The organism is Streptomyces sp. NBC_01775 (assembly GCF_035917675.1).
Lineage (GTDB): Bacteria > Actinomycetota > Actinomycetes > Streptomycetales > Streptomycetaceae > Streptomyces.
The window spans coordinates 5,317,754-5,332,704 of sequence record NZ_CP109104.1 but is presented as its reverse complement, the minus strand read 5'-3'; the positions used below and the strand labels follow the sequence as shown (position 1 = coordinate 5,332,704).

General features: G+C 71.2%; 11 protein-coding genes. 6 read left to right on the top strand and 5 right to left on the bottom strand.

What is annotated here, in order from left to right; translation table 11 throughout:
* Nucleotides 1-12 precede the first annotated feature (12 nt).
* Together OHB04_RS23850 and OHB04_RS23845 are read left to right on the top strand one after the other, a co-directional pair.
* Nucleotides 13-1,329, top strand: coding sequence for a cytochrome P450 (locus OHB04_RS23850; RefSeq protein ID WP_405807395.1), 1,317 nt, complete (start codon nt 13-15; stop codon nt 1,327-1,329).
* A complete protein-coding gene (locus OHB04_RS23845) occupies nt 1,254-2,480 on the top strand; it encodes a cytochrome P450 family protein (RefSeq protein WP_326689691.1) in 1,227 nt (408 codons plus the stop codon). Before OHB04_RS23850 ends, OHB04_RS23845 begins: the two co-directional genes overlap by 76 nt.
* Nucleotides 2,481-2,584: 104 nt before the next feature.
* Here the strand turns inward: OHB04_RS23845 and OHB04_RS23840 are convergent, their stop codons facing one another.
* On the bottom strand, nt 2,585-3,805 hold the full coding sequence (locus OHB04_RS23840; protein ID WP_326689690.1) for an amidohydrolase family protein: 1,221 nt from the start codon (nt 3,803-3,805) through the stop codon (nt 2,585-2,587).
* Nucleotides 3,806-3,995: 190 nt separating this feature from the next.
* Here OHB04_RS23840 and OHB04_RS23835 point away from each other — a divergent pair, with 190 nt between their 5' ends.
* The 3 genes from OHB04_RS23835 to OHB04_RS23825 all read left to right on the top strand — a co-directional run bounded on the left by OHB04_RS23835 (nt 3,996) and on the right by OHB04_RS23825 (nt 7,960).
* Nucleotides 3,996-6,944, top strand: coding sequence for an AfsR/SARP family transcriptional regulator (locus OHB04_RS23835; RefSeq protein WP_326808255.1), 2,949 nt, complete (start codon nt 3,996-3,998; stop codon nt 6,942-6,944).
* A gap of 220 nt (nt 6,945-7,164) precedes the next feature.
* Complete coding sequence (locus OHB04_RS23830; RefSeq protein ID WP_326689688.1) at nt 7,165-7,314, top strand: hypothetical protein; 150 nt, start codon at nt 7,165-7,167, stop codon at nt 7,312-7,314.
* Between the two features lie 382 nt (nt 7,315-7,696).
* Nucleotides 7,697-7,960, top strand: a complete 264-nt coding sequence (locus OHB04_RS23825; protein WP_326808254.1) for a hypothetical protein — start codon at nt 7,697-7,699, stop codon at nt 7,958-7,960.
* Between the two features lie 124 nt (nt 7,961-8,084).
* Here OHB04_RS23825 and OHB04_RS23820 read toward each other — a convergent pair whose 3' ends face one another.
* The 3 genes from OHB04_RS23820 to OHB04_RS23810 all read right to left on the bottom strand — a co-directional run bounded on the left by OHB04_RS23820 (nt 8,085) and on the right by OHB04_RS23810 (nt 11,360).
* Nucleotides 8,085-8,999: an HpcH/HpaI aldolase/citrate lyase family protein gene (locus tag OHB04_RS23820; RefSeq protein ID WP_326808253.1), complete on the bottom strand. Its 915-nt coding sequence runs from the start codon at nt 8,997-8,999 to the stop codon at nt 8,085-8,087.
* A complete protein-coding gene (locus OHB04_RS23815; protein ID WP_326689685.1) occupies nt 8,989-10,206 on the bottom strand; it encodes a CaiB/BaiF CoA transferase family protein in 1,218 nt (405 codons plus the stop codon). The genes OHB04_RS23820 and OHB04_RS23815 overlap by 11 nt, the downstream gene beginning before the upstream one ends.
* Before the next feature lie 83 nt (nt 10,207-10,289).
* A complete protein-coding gene (locus OHB04_RS23810) occupies nt 10,290-11,360 on the bottom strand; it encodes a LysR family transcriptional regulator (RefSeq protein ID WP_326808252.1) in 1,071 nt (356 codons plus the stop codon).
* A gap of 178 nt (nt 11,361-11,538) precedes the next feature.
* On the opposite strand from OHB04_RS23810, the gene OHB04_RS23805 reads away from it, so the two are divergent.
* On the top strand, nt 11,539-12,972 hold the full coding sequence (locus OHB04_RS23805; protein WP_326808251.1) for a CitMHS family transporter: 1,434 nt from the start codon (nt 11,539-11,541) through the stop codon (nt 12,970-12,972).
* 59 nt (nt 12,973-13,031) lie between these two features.
* Here OHB04_RS23805 and OHB04_RS23800 read toward each other — a convergent pair whose 3' ends face one another.
* Nucleotides 13,032-14,771 carry a FadD3 family acyl-CoA ligase gene (locus OHB04_RS23800; protein WP_326689682.1) on the bottom strand — a complete coding sequence of 580 codons (1,740 nt, stop codon included), beginning with the start codon at nt 14,769-14,771 and terminating at the stop codon, nt 13,032-13,034.
* Nucleotides 14,772-14,951: the final 180 nt, after the last annotated feature.

Genomic DNA, 14,951 nt, shown 5'->3' with positions numbered 1-14,951 from the left:
GGACCGGGCCCCATGCCGCCCCCGCTGGCGCGCCCCGGCCACGACGTGGTACCGCTCTACGGCGAGGAGTTCGCCGCCGACCCGTACGCGGTCTACGAACGGCTGCGGGAGTACGGCGATGTGGCGCCGGTGGAGCTCTCGCCGGGCCTGGGCGCCATGCTGGTGATCGACTACCGCGCGGCGCTGGACCTGCTGCACGACCCCGTCACCTGGGCCAAGGACCCCACCGGCTGGCAGGACGCGCTGCCGCAGGACTCCGCGGTGATGCCGATGCTGCGGGCCCGGCCCAACGCGCTGTTCACCGACGGCGAGGCGCACACCCGCTACCGCAAGGTGATCTCCGACAGCTTCGCCCGGATGGAACCTCACGAGTTGCGCCGTACCGTCCAGGAGGTCTCGGACAACCTGATTGCGAACTTCGGCCTGGCGGGCGAGGCCGATCTGATGGGCCAGTACGCCAAGTTGCTGCCGCTCCTGGTCTTCAACCGGGTCTTCGGGCTGCCGGACTCCATGGGCGAGCTGCTGATCGACGGCATCGCCGGGATGTTCGACGCCGAGACGCCGGAGGAGGCGGCGGCGGCCGACACCGCGTACACCCGCTACATCATGGAGCTGACCGGCGCCAAGAAGCACGCGCGCGGCGAGGACCTGACCTCCTGGTTCATGGACCACCCCGCCGGGCTGACCGAGGAGGAGGTCGTCCAGCAGATCGTGGTGACGCTGGGCGCCGGCTACCAGCCGCTGTCCAACCTGATCGGCAACGCGCTCAGCCGGATGCTGGTGGACGACCGCTACTACGGCAACCTGTCGGGCGGCGCGCTGACCGCCCGCGACGCCCTCCACGACGTGCTCAAGAACGAGCCGCCGATGGCCAACTACTCCGCGCACTACCCCAAGCGCGACGTCTACTTCCACGGCGTCTGGCTGCGCGCCGGACAGCTCGTGCTGGTCTCCTACGCGGCCACCAGCACCCAGGGCGGGCGCACCGCGCCGGGCGAGGGCGCCGGGGCCACCGGCTCCGGCGGCGGCGCGCACCTGGCCTGGGCGGCGGGCCCGCACGCCTGCCCCGTCCAGCAGCCCGCGCTGCTCATCGCCACCACCGCCATCGAACGGCTCACCGCCTGGCTCTCGGACATCGAGCTGACGGTGCCCTACGACCAGCTGAAGTGGCGGCACGGCCCGTTCCAGCGCGGACTGGTCGCACTGCCCAGCAGATTCACCCCCATCAGCCCCGATCAAGCAGGAGAGACTCCTTGGAAGAGCAGCCCGTCCTCATCGACCCCCTCGGACGCGACCTCCACGGGGAGGCCGACCGCATACGGGGTCTAGGGGCGACCGCGACCCTGGTAGAGCTGCCCGCCGGGATCCACGCCTGGTACGTCAGCGAGTTCGAGGTCCTCAAGCAGTTGCTCAGGGACCCGCGGGTCTCCAAGGACCCCAGAAAGCACTGGCCTCCGTGGCAGCGCGGCGAGTTCCACGAGACGTGGGTCGCCACCTGGGTCAGCGTCACCAACATGCTCACCTCCTACGGCGAGGACCACAAGCGGCTGCGGAAGCTGGTGGCCCCCGCGTTCACGGCCCGCAGGACGGCGGCGATGCTGCCCCAGGTCGAGCGGATCACGGAAGAGCTGCTCGACGCGATGGCGCGGGAGGCGGCGGACAGCGGGACGCTGGACCTGCGCGCCTTCTACGCCCACCCGCTGCCGATGAACGTCATCTGCGAGCTGTTCGGCGTCCCGGAGGACCAGCGGCCGGAGCTGAAACGGCTGATGGTGGCGGTCTTCGACACCACGCTGACCGTCGAGCAGGCCCAGCAGACCGGGATGGACATCCACACCGCGTTCAGCGCCCTGGTCGAGACCAAGCGCAAGGAGCCCGGCGACGACCTGACCAGCCTCCTGGTCTCGGCGCGGGACGACGAGGGCGCCCGTCTCAACGAGAAGGAACTGCTCGACACCCTGCTGCTGATGATCGGCGCAGGGCACGAGACCACGGTCAACCTCATCGGCAACGCCGTGCACGCCCTGCTCACCCACCCCGAGCAGCTCCAGCTCGTCCGGGACGGCAAGGCGACGTGGGACGACGTCATCGAGGAGACCCTGCGCTGGGCCCCCAGCATCGCCAACCTGCCGCTGCGCTACGCCGTCGAGGAGATCAAGCTGCCCGACGGCACCACCATCCGGCAGGGCGACGCGATCCTCTCCACGATCGCCTCGGCCAACCGGGACCCGGACAAGTACGGCGAGACAGCCGCTGTCTTCGACATCACGCGTCCCGCCACCGAGCACCTGGCCTTCGGGCACGGGGTGCACTTCTGCATGGGTGCCCCGCTCGCCCGCATGGAGGCCCGTACGGCGCTGCCCGCGCTCTTCGAGCGCTTCCCCCGGCTGGCCCTGGCCGTGCCCGAGGACGAGGTGGCGCAGGTCGCCTCCCTCATCTCCTTCGGGCACGAGACCCTGCCGGTGCGCCCACTGGGCTGAGCCCCCTCCGCCGGAGCGGGCGGGACGACGAGGCAGGCGGCGGGAGCGGGTCCGGCGGACACAGCCGGACGGTGCTCCCGCCGCCTCCTGGTGAGGCTTCCTTCTCAGGCCCCGGCCCACAGCCCCTCGGGGGTGAGGCCCAGCAGGTCGATGGCGTTGCCGCGCACGATCCGCTCCACCAGGTCGGCCGCGAGGTGTCCCATCTGGGCCTCGCCGACTTCCTTGGACTTGGGCCAGGTGGAGTCCGAGTGCGGGTAGTCGGTCTCGTACAGCACGTTGGGCACGCCGATGGCGTCGATGTTCTTCAGGCCGAAGGCGTCGTCGAAGAAACAGCCGTAGACGTGTTCCGCGAACAGCTCCGAGGGCGGGCGCAGCACCTTGTCCGCCACGCCTCCCCAGCCCCGGTTCTCCTCCCACACCACATCGGCGCGCTCAAGGATGTATGGAATCCAGCCGATCTGGCCCTCGGCGTACATGATCTTGAGGTGGGGGAACCGCTCGAACTTGCCGCTCATCAGCCAGTCGACCATCGAGAAGCAGCAGTTGGCGAAGGTGATCGTGGAGCCGACGGCGGGCGGCGCGTCCGCCGAGGTGGAGGGCATCTTGCTGGACGAGCCGATGTGCATGGCGATGACGGTGCCGGTCTCGTCGCAGGCGCGCAGGAAAGGGTCCCACTCGTCGCCGTGGATGGACGGCAGGCCCAGCCGCGGGGGTATCTCCGAGAAGCAGACGGCGCGTACGCCGCGCGCGGCGTTGCGCCGTACCTCCTCGGCGGCCAGTTCCGCGTCCCACAGCGGCACCAGCGTCAGCGGGATGAGACGGCCGTGCGCCTGGGGCCCGCACCACTCCTCGACCATCCAGTCGTTGTAGGCGCGCACCCCCAACAGGCCCAGCTCGCGGTCCTTGGCCTCGGTGAAGGTCTGGCCGCAAAAGCGCGGGAAAGTGGGGAAACAGAGCGCGGACTGGACGTGGTTGACGTCCATGTCGGCCAGGCGGGCGGGCACGTCGAAGGAGCCGGGCCGCATCTGCTCGTAGGTGATGGCCTCCAGCCGCACCTCGTCCCTGTCGTAGCCGACGGCCGTATCGAGCCTGGTCAGCGGGCGGTGCAGGTCCTCGTACACCCACCAGTCGGCGAGCGGCCCCTCGTCGCCGGGCGCACCCATCTTCGGCGCGAACTTCCCGCCGACGAAGGTCATCTCCTTCAGCGGCGCGCGGACGACGCGGGGCCCGGTGTCCCGGTACTTGGACGGGAGCCGGTCCCGCCAGACGTGTGCGGGTTCGACCGTGTGGTCGTCCACCGAGATGATCTTCGGGAAGGTCTCCATGCGGTCCACGGTAGCGCTGATCTGACGAACCGTCAGCTCCTTGGTCAGCACTACCACGGCCTTCGGACCCGTGGCGGGGGGTGGCGAATTCGAAGGGTTGGCAGAGAGGCCGGTACCCGAGCTGACGTAATTGCCATGGACAAGGCAGACTGACCCATGCGGCAATGGAGCGCAGATAGCAGGGGGCACCATGGGCGCGGAGGACCTCACACCGCACGGAACGGAGCGCGGGGAACAGCACCTTCACTTCACTGTGCTCGGTCCCGTGCGCGCCGCGCGCGGGTGCCAGGCGCTGGGCATGGGCTCGCCTCAGCAAAAGGCCCTGCTCGCGGCGCTGCTGCTGCGCGCCGGGCACACCGCGACGGCCGAGGAACTGATCGACGCCCTCTGGGGCGAGGAGCCGCCCGACCAGGCGAAGGCCGCGCTGCGCACCTACGCCTCCCGCATCCGCAAGGCACTCGGCACCGACGCCGAACTCCTCGTGAGCGAATCCGGCGGCTACGCCATCCACACCGGGCCCGAGGTCCTCCTGGACCTGAACGCCGCGCACGATCTGGCCATGCGGGCCGAAAAGGCCGCCTCGGGCGGCGAGCGCGCCAGAGCCCGCGAGCTGTACAGCGCCGCGCTGGACCAGTGGAACGGCGAGCCCCTCGCCCACATCCCCGGCCCCTACGCCGAAACCCAGCGCACCCGCCTGGCCGAGTGGCGCCTGAGCCTGCTGGAGCTGCGCCTCGACCTCGACCTCCAGGTCGGCAACCACGCGGAGGCCGTCAGCGAACTGACAGCGCTGACCGCCGAACACCCGCTGCGCGAGCGCCTGCGCGAGCTGCTGATGCTCGCCCTCTACCGCAGCGGCCGGCAGGCCGAGGCCCTCGCCGTCTACGCCGACACCCGCCGCCTGCTCGCCGACGAACTCGGCGTCGACCCCTGCCCCGAGCTCTCCGACCTCCAACGGCGCATCCTGGAGGCCGACGACGAACTCGCCTACCAGGCCGAAGCTCCGGCAGCCGACTCGGCCCCCGTTGTCACCCGTCCCGCCCAGCTCCCGGCCACCGTCGCCGACTTCACCGGCCGCAAGCCCTTCGTCGCCGAACTCGGCGACCAGCTCGCCCAGGCCGAGGGCACCGTCATGGCCGTCTCAGCGGTGGCGGGCATCGGCGGCGTCGGCAAGACGACCCTGGCCATCCACGTCGCCCACGCCGCCGCCGACCGCTTCCCCGACGGCCAGCTCTACGTAGACCTCCAGGGCGCGGGCTCCACCCCCGCCGACCCCGGAACGGTCCTGGGCTCCTTCCTGCGCGCCCTGGGAACGGCCGATTGCGCCATACCGGACGGGGTGGAGGAGCGCTCGGCCCTCTTCCGGTCGTTGCTGGCGGGCCGCCGCATACTGGCCCTGCTCGACAACGCCCGCGACGCGGCGCAGGTCCGGCCGCTGCTGCCGGGCACGGCAGGCTGTGCGGCGCTGGTGACCAGCCGCGTGCGGATGGTCGACCTGGCGGGGGCCTACCTCGTGGACCTCGATGTGATGAGCCCCAACGAGGCCATGGCCCTGTTCACCCGCATCGTCGGGGAAGAGCGCGTGGATGCCGAGCGCAAGTCGGCGATGGACGTGGTCGCGGCGTGCGGCTTCCTGCCCCTGGCGATCCGTATCGCCGCCGCCCGGCTGGCCTCCCGCCGCACCTGGACCGTCGCGGTGCTCGCGAGCAAGCTCGCCGACGAGCGGCGCCGCCTGGACGAGCTCCAGGCCGGGGACCAGGCGGTGAAGGCCACCTTCGAGATGGGCTACGGCCAGCTCGACGCCGAACAGGGCCGTGCCTTCCGGCTGCTGGGTCTCGCGGAGGGGCCCGACATCTCCCTGCACGCGGCGGCGGCCATGCTGGACCGCACTCCGGAGGACGCCGAGGACGTCCTGGAGTCCCTGGTCGACACCTCCCTGCTGGAGTCGGCCGCGCCGCGCCGCTACCGCTTCCACGACCTCGTCCGTCTCTTCGCCCGCGCCTGCGCCGAACGCGACGAGCAGCCGCCCAGCGAGCGGGACGCGGCCCTGACGAGGCTGCTGGACTTCTACCTGGCGACGGCGCAGAACTGCTACATGCTGGAGCGCCCCGCCGAACGGCTGATGGACCACCTGGAGTCCACCGAGCGGGAAGGACTGGACTTCGCGAACCGCGACGCGGCCATCGACTGGCTCTTCGCCGAATCCAGCTGCTTCCTCGCCTGCGCCGGCCAGCTCGCCTCCGGCCCCACACTGCGCCGGGCTGTGGACCTGCTGATGGCCACCAGCGCGCTGGCCGAGTCCGGCAGCTACGTACGGCAGTACGAGCTGGGAGCCACGGCGATGAAGCAGGCGGCGCAGGACGCCGGGGACGCGCACGCGGAGGCCCGAGCCCGGTCGGTACTGACGGGCATACACCTCGCGACCGGTCATTTCGACCGGGCCGACGCGGAGGCGAGGAAAGCCGGACCGCTCGGCGTGGAGGCGGGCGACCCCATCTCCTCCTCCTACGCGCTCAACGACCGTGGCCTGGTGGCCAACTACCAGAACAGGCACCTGGACGCCGAAGGCTTCCTGGACCGGGCGCTGGAAGCCTTCCGGTCGTACGGCAACGAGTCGGCCGAGGCCAGCGCGCTGTGCAACCTCTCTCGGGTGCACACCGAGTTGGGCAAGACCGACACGGCCATCGCCCTCGCCGAGCAGGCCCTGTCGATCCATGACCACCTGAGCGTCTCCATGCGGCGCGCCACGACCCTGTACGCACTGGGTATCGCGCTGACCACCGCGAAGCGGCTGGTGGAGGCCGAACGGAACTTCCAGCAGGCGCTCGACATCTTCCAGCACAGCCGTCAGCGGCTGTGGGAAGGCATGGCGTACTTCCGCCTCGGAGAGGTTCAGCTCGTCGCCCACCGCCCCGCCCAGGCCGCCGGCCTGGCGGAACAGGCCCTGGCCATCCTGCGGAGCGTCGGGGGGGCCTGGCGCAGGGCCAACGCCCTGACCCTGCTCGGGCGGGCGCTGGACTCCATCGGTCAGCAGCGCCGCGCCCAGGCGTGCTGGCGCGAGGCGCTGGAGCAGTACGAGAGCCTGGGCGCCTCGGAAGCCGAGGCCGTACACGATCTGCTGACCCCCAGCGCCGCCGCCTGAAGACGTGCGCGAACGTCCGCCAATGAGACGTTCATCGATCGTTTATCAACGCCCGGCATTCTCTTATTAGTCGATCCGGCGCGTCGGGGGGCAGGCGGATCGGCGGGGGAAAGGCCACTCCCCATTAGGGTGAACGGCCTTGACACGCCCGTCCGGCGGTCCACGGGGGAGTTCGCTGGGCGGGCACCTGCCCACCAAGCCCATAGAGGGGAAAGCCACCATGAGCGACCACGAAGAGAAGGTCACGCCGGAGAGCGGCGAGATCACCACCAAGGACCGCAACCAGACCATCAAGCCCAAGGCCGCCAAGGAGGCGGCGGGCGAGGTCGGCACGGACGATCGCAACCAGACCAGCCAGCCGGCCAACTGAAGCCCGTTCTCCGGGGGCCCGGAGGGGATTCGGGGGACCGGGTCCCCGGAGAACGCGAGGGACGGCTACGGGGGAACGCCCGCCAGGGGGATTCGGGCAGCCGTCCTACGGGGGAAAGACGGAGGACCGTCCTACGGGGGAAACGGGGATCGTCCTACGGGGGACACGAGGACCGCCGCCGACGGCGTAGAGGGGGAGCCGTCGGGGCGGTCCTCGGCGCTGTACAGGGCTCGTTGAAGGTAGCGAGCGGGCGGGTATCACTATCAAGACGTGCATCCGGCGGATCGAGCCATGGGTCCGAAGGACCGCTCAATTCCCGATTCTTCCCGTTGTAACGTCGTTCGCCAGAGTGATCACGTTTACCCTCCTGGAGGTACCCCCTATGTCCCGCTCCAAGAAGCTCGTCGCCACCTGCGCCCTCGCCCTCGGCATGCTGGGTGCCGCGGCCTCTCCGGCTCTGGCCAACAGCCCTGTCGCCCCCTCGGATCGCAACTCGACCAGCGTGCCGGAGCGCAACGCCACCTTCGCGCCTATATCGAGCAGCCCGGTGTCTGTCACGGACCACAGAACAGCGTCGCGGACCCCCGCGTTCCACCTGCTCGACCGCAACGCCACGCTGAAGCCGGACATCGCCACCGGAGCCTGAGCGAGCCGGAGGCGGGTCAGCGCCCCGGCATCCGTGGCGCCGTTCACGCGGGACGCGGGCCCGCTTCCGCTCGGCTGACCCCGGGCGTACACCGTCGCCGTCGACGAGCGGCGCCGGAGAGTCCCTACGGGCGGGCGTGCTGTCGCAGGACCTGTCGCGCCGTCGCCGCCATGGCCTCGTCCACCATCTCGCCCTCGAACGACACCGCGCCCGCGCCGTCGGCCTGCGCCTTCTCCACGGCGGCGACCAGGCGAGCGCAGCGGGCGAGTTCGTCGTCGCCGGGGGAGAACACCTCGTTGATGACGGGTACGTGGGACGGGTGGATGGCCATCATCCCCGCGTAGCCGAGGGAGCGGTTCTGTTCGGCGAAGGAGCGCAGCCCGGCCAGGTCGGTGATGCGGGCCCACAATCCGGTGACCGGGTGCGGTGCTCCAACCGCCCGGACGTCCAGCAGGACGCGGGAGCGCAGGGCCGACGTCTCGGTGCCGGCCGGGCTCCAGCGGTAGCCGATGGCGCGCTCGACGTCACCACCCGGGGCGGTGACGGCACCGGTGTAGGCGACGCGGGGGGCGGCTGCGGCGATATCGTACGCGGCGTGCAGAGCGCGGGCCGTCTCCAGCAGGGGCACAAGTGCGAACTTCCCCGGGGGCAGCCCTTGTTCGTGCTCGCACCAGGTGAGCAGCCGGTCGGCCAACCGCACGTCCTGGGCGCAGCGCACCTTGGGGAGCACGATGCCGGCCAGGCCTGGACGGGCGAGCGCGCGGAGTTCCTCGGCGCCCGTCCAGCCGTCGAGCGGGTTGATCCGCACGAAGTGGGCCATGCCGTCGTCCGGTCCCGCGGCCGTCCCGGCGAGGGCTTCGGCGACCCGGGCGCGGGCGGCGGCCTTCTCCTGTTGCGGCACCGCGTCCTCCAGGTCGAGGATCACCGCGTCCGCGCCGGCCGCTCGCGCCTTGGGCAGCCAGTCGGTCCGGGTGCCGGGGACGAACAGCAAGGAGCGCAGCGGGGGCCGCTGCGGGGCGGCCGGGTTCTCAGACGACATCGTTGTTCTCCAGGCCGGTCAGTTCCTCCGCGCTGAGCCCGAGCCACTCCCGGTAGACGAGCTGGTTGTCCTGTCCGAGCGCCGGCCCGGTCCGCCACACGCGTCCTGGCTTGCGCCGGAAGTGCGGGATCACCGCCTGCATCCGCACCGGACCGAGGTCGGGGTCCTCGACAGTGACGATGTCGCCGCGCTCGGCGTAGACCGGGTCGGCGGCGATGTCCGCGGCGTCGAACACCCGGGAGGCCACGACCTCGGCGCGGGCGAACGCCGCCAGGCAGTCGTCGGTGGTGCGCTCGGACACCCATGCCCGCAGCCCTTCGTCCAGCTCCTGCCGCCGGGCGTGCTGTTGCCGCGCCGTGGCGAACTCCTCCTCGGCGAACCCGAGCAGGCGGGCGACGTTGCGCACCGAGCGGGGCGTCGCGGACGTCACGGTGATCCACTCGTCGTCCCGGGAGCGATAGGTGTTGATCACGGCGGCGGGGGCGACGGCGAGCTGGTTGCCGGCGCGTTCGGCCACCGTCCCCAGCTGGTCGTGCACGATGACCTGCCACTCCACGAGCCGGAACAGCGGCTCGAAGAGGGCGAGGTCGATCCATTCGCCGTCGAACTCGGGGTCGTGGTCGCGGCGGTGGAGGGCGGCGAGGACGGCATACGCGCCCATCAGGCCGGTCACCGCGTCGCCGTGGGAGAAGCCGGTGTGGACGGGCGGGCCGTCGGGGAATCCGGTCAGGTGGACGACTCCGCTGCGGGCCTCGCCCATCTTGCCGAAGCCGGGCGCGTCGGCCTGCGAGGAGGTGGCGCCGAAGCCGGAGATCTGTAGCAGCACGGCCTTCGGGTTGATCCGGTGCACCGACTCCCAGTCCAGTCCCCAGCTGCGCAGGCGCCCGGCGCGCAGGGTGACGATGACGACGTCCGCCCAGGCGACGAGCCGGTGGGCCACGGCCCGGCCGGCCTCGTGGTGCAGGTCAAGGGTGACCGACCGCTTGTTGCGTCCCGCGACCTTGAACCACAGGGGAACGCCGTCGCGCTGGGGCCCCATCGCGCGGGCCGCGTCCCCGGCGCCGGGCGGTTCGACGTGGACGACGTCGGCGCCCTGGTCGGCGAACATCGAGCCCGCCAGCGGCCCGGCCACCACATGCGCGAACTCGACCACCTTCAGCCCTCGCAGCTGGCCGTCCCCGGTGGCTTTGCGCTGGTCGTCCGACACAGATGCGCTCCCTCGTCATCGCCGATGCCGTTGCCGAGCTCTCAGCGTGCCGAGCGGAAAAATGTCAGTCCAGCAAAAGAACGTCATGAATCAATGCGATTGCCGCATGAATCCCTGTCGGGTGACGTCCTGGCCACCGGGGCGCGGCTCGGACGCGCGGGAGACGGCTGGGCCGAGGCGGGAGAGAGGTGAGCCGACGGGGGAGTGAGCTGGGCCGACGGGGGAGACGGCTGGGCCCAGGAGACTCCGTCCGGCAGAGCACGGTCCTCGCGGCGGAACTCCTCAAGCGCCTCCAGGAATCTCTCCGTCACCGCGGGGAGGGACCGTCGCGCCCGCAGGGCGATGTCCAGGCGCCGGTCGATCACGGGCCCGGCCAGGGGGCGGCAGACGACGGGGCCGGCTCCCATGAGAGGCAGCACCAGGGCCGGCAGCGCGGATACGCCGAGGCCGGCGGCCACCAGTCCGCCCAGCGTCGCGACGCTGCCGGCCTCGGCAGCCGGTGCGGTGTGCGCCTCGATCTGGGCGAACGCCGCGTCGGTGAGCCTGCGCACGCTTGAGTCGCGGCCGACGGCGAGGAACGGCTCGCGGGCCAGCTCCTCCCAGGTGACCTCGCCGCTCTCAGCGAGCGGGTGGGCCTCGGGAAGCACCGCGACGAAGCGGTCCCGCACCAGGGGGCGGTGCTCCAGCTGCGGGGACGGCTCGCCGACCGTGGTGATCGCGAAGTCCGCGTCGCCGGACAGCACCCGGTCGAGCACCGACCGCTCCAGACCGTCGAGGAGACGTACCGTCACCTGTGGCCGCTGCTCCCGGAAGCCGGAGATCACCTGCGGCAGCAGCACCGCGGCGACGGAGGGGAGCGTGGCCACGGCGACCGTTCCCGACTCCCCGAGCAGAAACCGGCTCAGCTCCTTCATGCCCGCCCGGTGAGCGGTGACGATCTGCTCGGCGATCCGCAGGGCCTCGACCCCGGCGGCCGTCAGCTGCACATTGCGGGTGTCGCGCTCGAGCAGCTGCGTGCCGAGCTGCCGCTCCAGGTCCGCGACCGCGCGGCTGAGCGACGACTGCGAGACGTGGAGCTGTGCTGCGGCCGAGGTGAAGCTCGTCGCCCGGGCGACCGCGGCGTACGCGGCCAGCTGGCGCAAGGTGGTCTCCATGGTCGGCGAGCATACGGCGGCCCAGCCTTATTGATGCGTATAGCGCATGGATAGATGTCGGTTTGATGCTGGACACCTGTCCCGTGCCGCCCAGAAACTCTCGCGTAACGCCTCGGCGCCCCCGCAATCCCCTGCTCACCGCCGCCGAGCCCCGCCACCCGAGAAAGCGAGCCGCGCCATGTCGGCAGCCCTGGGCTTCGCCACGATCGCCATTTTCCTGCTGCTCACCATGACCAAACGGGCGTCGGTCCTGGTCTCCCTGGTCCTGGTCCCGGTGCTGGCGGCGCTCGCCGGAGGCTTCGCGGGCGAGCTGGGCGGCATGGTGCTCGACGGCCTGTCCCAGGTGGCCCCCACCGGCATCATGATCGCTTTCGCGGTCCTGTACTTCAGCCTGATGGTGGACGCCGGGCTCTTCGACCCCCTGATACGGGGGCTGCTGCGCATGGCCAAGGGGGATCCGCTGCGGATCACCCTCGCCACCGCCGTCCTGACCCTGTGTGTGTCCCTGGACGGGGACGGCGCCTCCACGTTCCTCATCACCGTCTCCGCGCTGCTGCCCGTCTACAAGAAGCTGGGGATGAGCCCGCTGGTGCTGTCCGGGGTCGTCTGTCTGGGCGCCGGCGTGATGAACATGGTCCCGTGGGGCGGGCCCACCGTGCGCGCCATGGCGGCCCTGAAGCTGGACAGCTCCGAGGTCTTCCTCCCCGTCCTGCCGGCCATGATCTTCGGCATCGCGTGGGTGCTGCTGGCCTCCTACCTGATCGGCCGCCGGGAGCGGCGGCGTCTCGGCACGCTGGAGGCGCAAGGCCAGGCGCGGGACGGGCGTACGGAGCGGGACGCGCGCACGGAGCAGAGCGAACCGGAGGAGCGGGGCGAACCGGAGGAGCAGGGCGAGCCGGACCAGAAGCCCGATTCCGCGCCCGCGTCCGCACCCGCGCCCGCGTCCGCACCCGGAAAGGGGCCGGGAGCCGTCCTGGTGCCCGCGCCGCCCCGGACCTGGCTGACCGTCTTCAACCTGCTGCTCACCATCGTGCTGGTGGTCGGCCTGGTGCAGGAGGTGATGCCGCTGCCGGTGCTGTTCGTCCTCGGCTTCACCGTCGCGCTGCTGGCCAACCACCCCAGGTGGGAGCAGCAGCAGGCGCTGCTCGACAAGCACGCCAAGAGCGTGGTTCTCGTCACGACGATGATCTTCGCGGCCGGGGTGCTCACCGGGGTCCTCACCGGCACCAAGATGATCGACGAGATGGCGGAGGCGCTCGTGTCCGTCGTCCCGGACTCGCTCGGAGGCCACCTGCCGGCCTTGGTCGCCCTCACCGGCATGCCGCTGAGCCTCGTCTTCACCCCGGACGCCTACTACTTCGGGGTTCTCCCCGTGCTCGCCCAGACCGCTGACGGCTTCGGCACGGATCCCGCCGAGGTGGCCAGAGCCGCCATCCTCGGCCAGATGACCACCGGATTCCCGCTCAGCCCGCTCACCGCCTCCACCTTCATCCTGGTCGGCATGAGCGGCGTGTCGCTCGGCGAGCATCAGCGCTTCATCTTCCGCTGGGCCTTCGCCACCACCCTGGTGATGACCGCCGCCGCCCTTCTCACCGGCGCGCTCTCCCTCTGACGGACCCCTCCCCTCTCTGACGGGCCCGTCCCCCGCCTTTCACCGGCTCCCCGCACAGTTCACCGACGGAGTCCCGCCCGCAGCCGGGTCTTGAGGACCTTCCCGCTCGCGTTGCGCGGCAGGGCCGGCACGAACTCGACCTCTCTGGGCACCTTGTAGTTCGCCATCTCACGCCGTGACCAGGCGATGAGGTCATCGGCGGTGACGGTGGCACCCTCGTGCCGTACGGCGAACGCCTTGCCCGCCTCGCCCAGCCGGGCGTCGGGGATGCCGATCACGGCGACCTCGGTGATGTCCGGATGCCTGGCGAGGAGGAGTTCTATCTCGGCCGGGTAGGCGTTGAAGCCGCCGACGATGAACATGTCCTTCATCCGGTCGGTGATCCGCAGATTGCCGTCGGCGTCCAGGACGCCGACGTCGCCCGTGCGCAGCCAGCCGTCGGGCGTGATGGCCTCGGCGGTCTCCTCGGGTTCCTCGAAGTATCCGGACATCACGTGGTAGCCGCGTACCAGGACCTCGCCCGGTTCGCCCGGTGGCTGCTCGGCGCCGGTGGAGGCCACGACCTTGACCTCCGTCTCGGGGATGGCCCGGCCGGAGGTTCCGGCGATGACCTCGGCGGGGTCGCCCCTGCGGCACATGGTGACGGTCCCGGACGCCTCGGTCAGGCCGTACGCCGTCAGCACGGTGCCCACCTTCAGCTCGGCGCGCAGCCGCTCCACCAACTCCAGCGGGACGACGGCGGCGCCGGTCACCACCAGGCGCAGCGCCGAGAGGTCGTGCTGGTGGCGCGCCGGATGATCGAGGATCGACTGGTGCAAGGTGGGCGGTCCGGGCAGCACGCTCACCCGTTCCGTGGCGATGTGCGCGAGCGCGGTCTCCACGTTGAAGACGGGCTGCGGGATCATCGTCGCGCCCCTCAGAAGGCAGGCGATGATGCCCGCCTTGTAGCCGAAGGTGTGGAAGAACGGGTTGACGATCAGATAGCGGTCGCCCTCGCTCAGCCCGGCCAGTTCGCTCCACACGGTGTAGACGCGCAGGGTCTGTTCGTGGGTGATGACGGCGCCCTTGGGGTGGCCGGTGGTGCCCGAGGTGAAGGTGATGTCCGAGGGGGCTTCGGGCCCGACGAGGGCCGAACGCGCGCGGACCGCCTCACGGGGGATCGACTCGCCGCCCGCCAGGAAGTCCCGCCAGGTACGGAAGCCGACGGGCGCGTCCTGCGCGAGTACGACGACTTCGCGCAGGTGTGCCAGGCCGGGCAGCGGCCCGTCCCCGAGGCCCTCGGCGGTGGCACGGCGCAGCGAGGCGACGTACGAGGTACCCAGAAAGGTGCCGGTGACGAACAGCAGCCGGGCGCGGGTGCGTTCGAGCACATAGGCGGCCTCGACGCCCTTGAAGCGGGTGTTGAGCGGCACGAGGACCCCGCCCGCCGTGACGGCGCCCAGCGCGGCCACGATCCAGTCGAGGGTGTTGGGCGCCCAGATGGCCACCCGGTCGCCCCGCTCCAGCCCGGAGGCCACACACGCGGCGGCAGCGCGCTCCACGCGCTCGCCCAGCTCCCGGTAGCCGACGCGGGTGCGGCCCTCGACGACGGCCTCCCGCTCGCCGTACCGCTCGGCCGCGGCGCGTACGAGCTCGGGGACCGTACGGATGCCCTCGGGGAACGTATGGCCACCCTCCGGGACCGTCACATCCTCCGGAACCGTATGGACGCCCTCCGGGACCGTTCGGACACGGGGCGAACCGGAGGCCCCGGGCGCGGCCTCCTGTCCGGGCCCCGGCGAGAACGCGTTACCGCTCATCTCGTCCTCCTTCACACCATGGCGACCACGGCTTCGGCCCCAGCACTCGGCCCACGTCACCGGTGAGGCCCTCGGTGAAGCACTAGCTGACTAACCGTCAGATTAGCTGTAGCCTCCTCCGCTGTCAGCAGCGGAACACGCAATCGGTCAGGCCGTGGAGGCTGCGCGCACCGGGGGCAG

Coding starts and splice junctions, on each gene's coding strand:
- OHB04_RS23850 (WP_405807395.1), top strand. CDS start 13: ATGCCGCCCCCGCTGGCGCGCCCCGGCCACGACGTGGTACCGCTCTAC.
- OHB04_RS23800 (WP_326689682.1), bottom strand. CDS start 14,771: ATGAGCGGTAACGCGTTCTCGCCGGGGCCCGGACAGGAGGCCGCGCCC.
- OHB04_RS23820 (WP_326808253.1), bottom strand. CDS start 8,999: ATGTCGTCTGAGAACCCGGCCGCCCCGCAGCGGCCCCCGCTGCGCTCC.
- OHB04_RS23825 (WP_326808254.1), top strand. CDS start 7,697: ATGTCCCGCTCCAAGAAGCTCGTCGCCACCTGCGCCCTCGCCCTCGGC.
- OHB04_RS23810 (WP_326808252.1), bottom strand. CDS start 11,360: ATGGAGACCACCTTGCGCCAGCTGGCCGCGTACGCCGCGGTCGCCCGG.
- OHB04_RS23840 (WP_326689690.1), bottom strand. CDS start 3,805: ATGGAGACCTTCCCGAAGATCATCTCGGTGGACGACCACACGGTCGAA.
- OHB04_RS23830 (WP_326689688.1), top strand. CDS start 7,165: ATGAGCGACCACGAAGAGAAGGTCACGCCGGAGAGCGGCGAGATCACC.
- OHB04_RS23835 (WP_326808255.1), top strand. CDS start 3,996: ATGGGCGCGGAGGACCTCACACCGCACGGAACGGAGCGCGGGGAACAG.
- OHB04_RS23805 (WP_326808251.1), top strand. CDS start 11,539: ATGTCGGCAGCCCTGGGCTTCGCCACGATCGCCATTTTCCTGCTGCTC.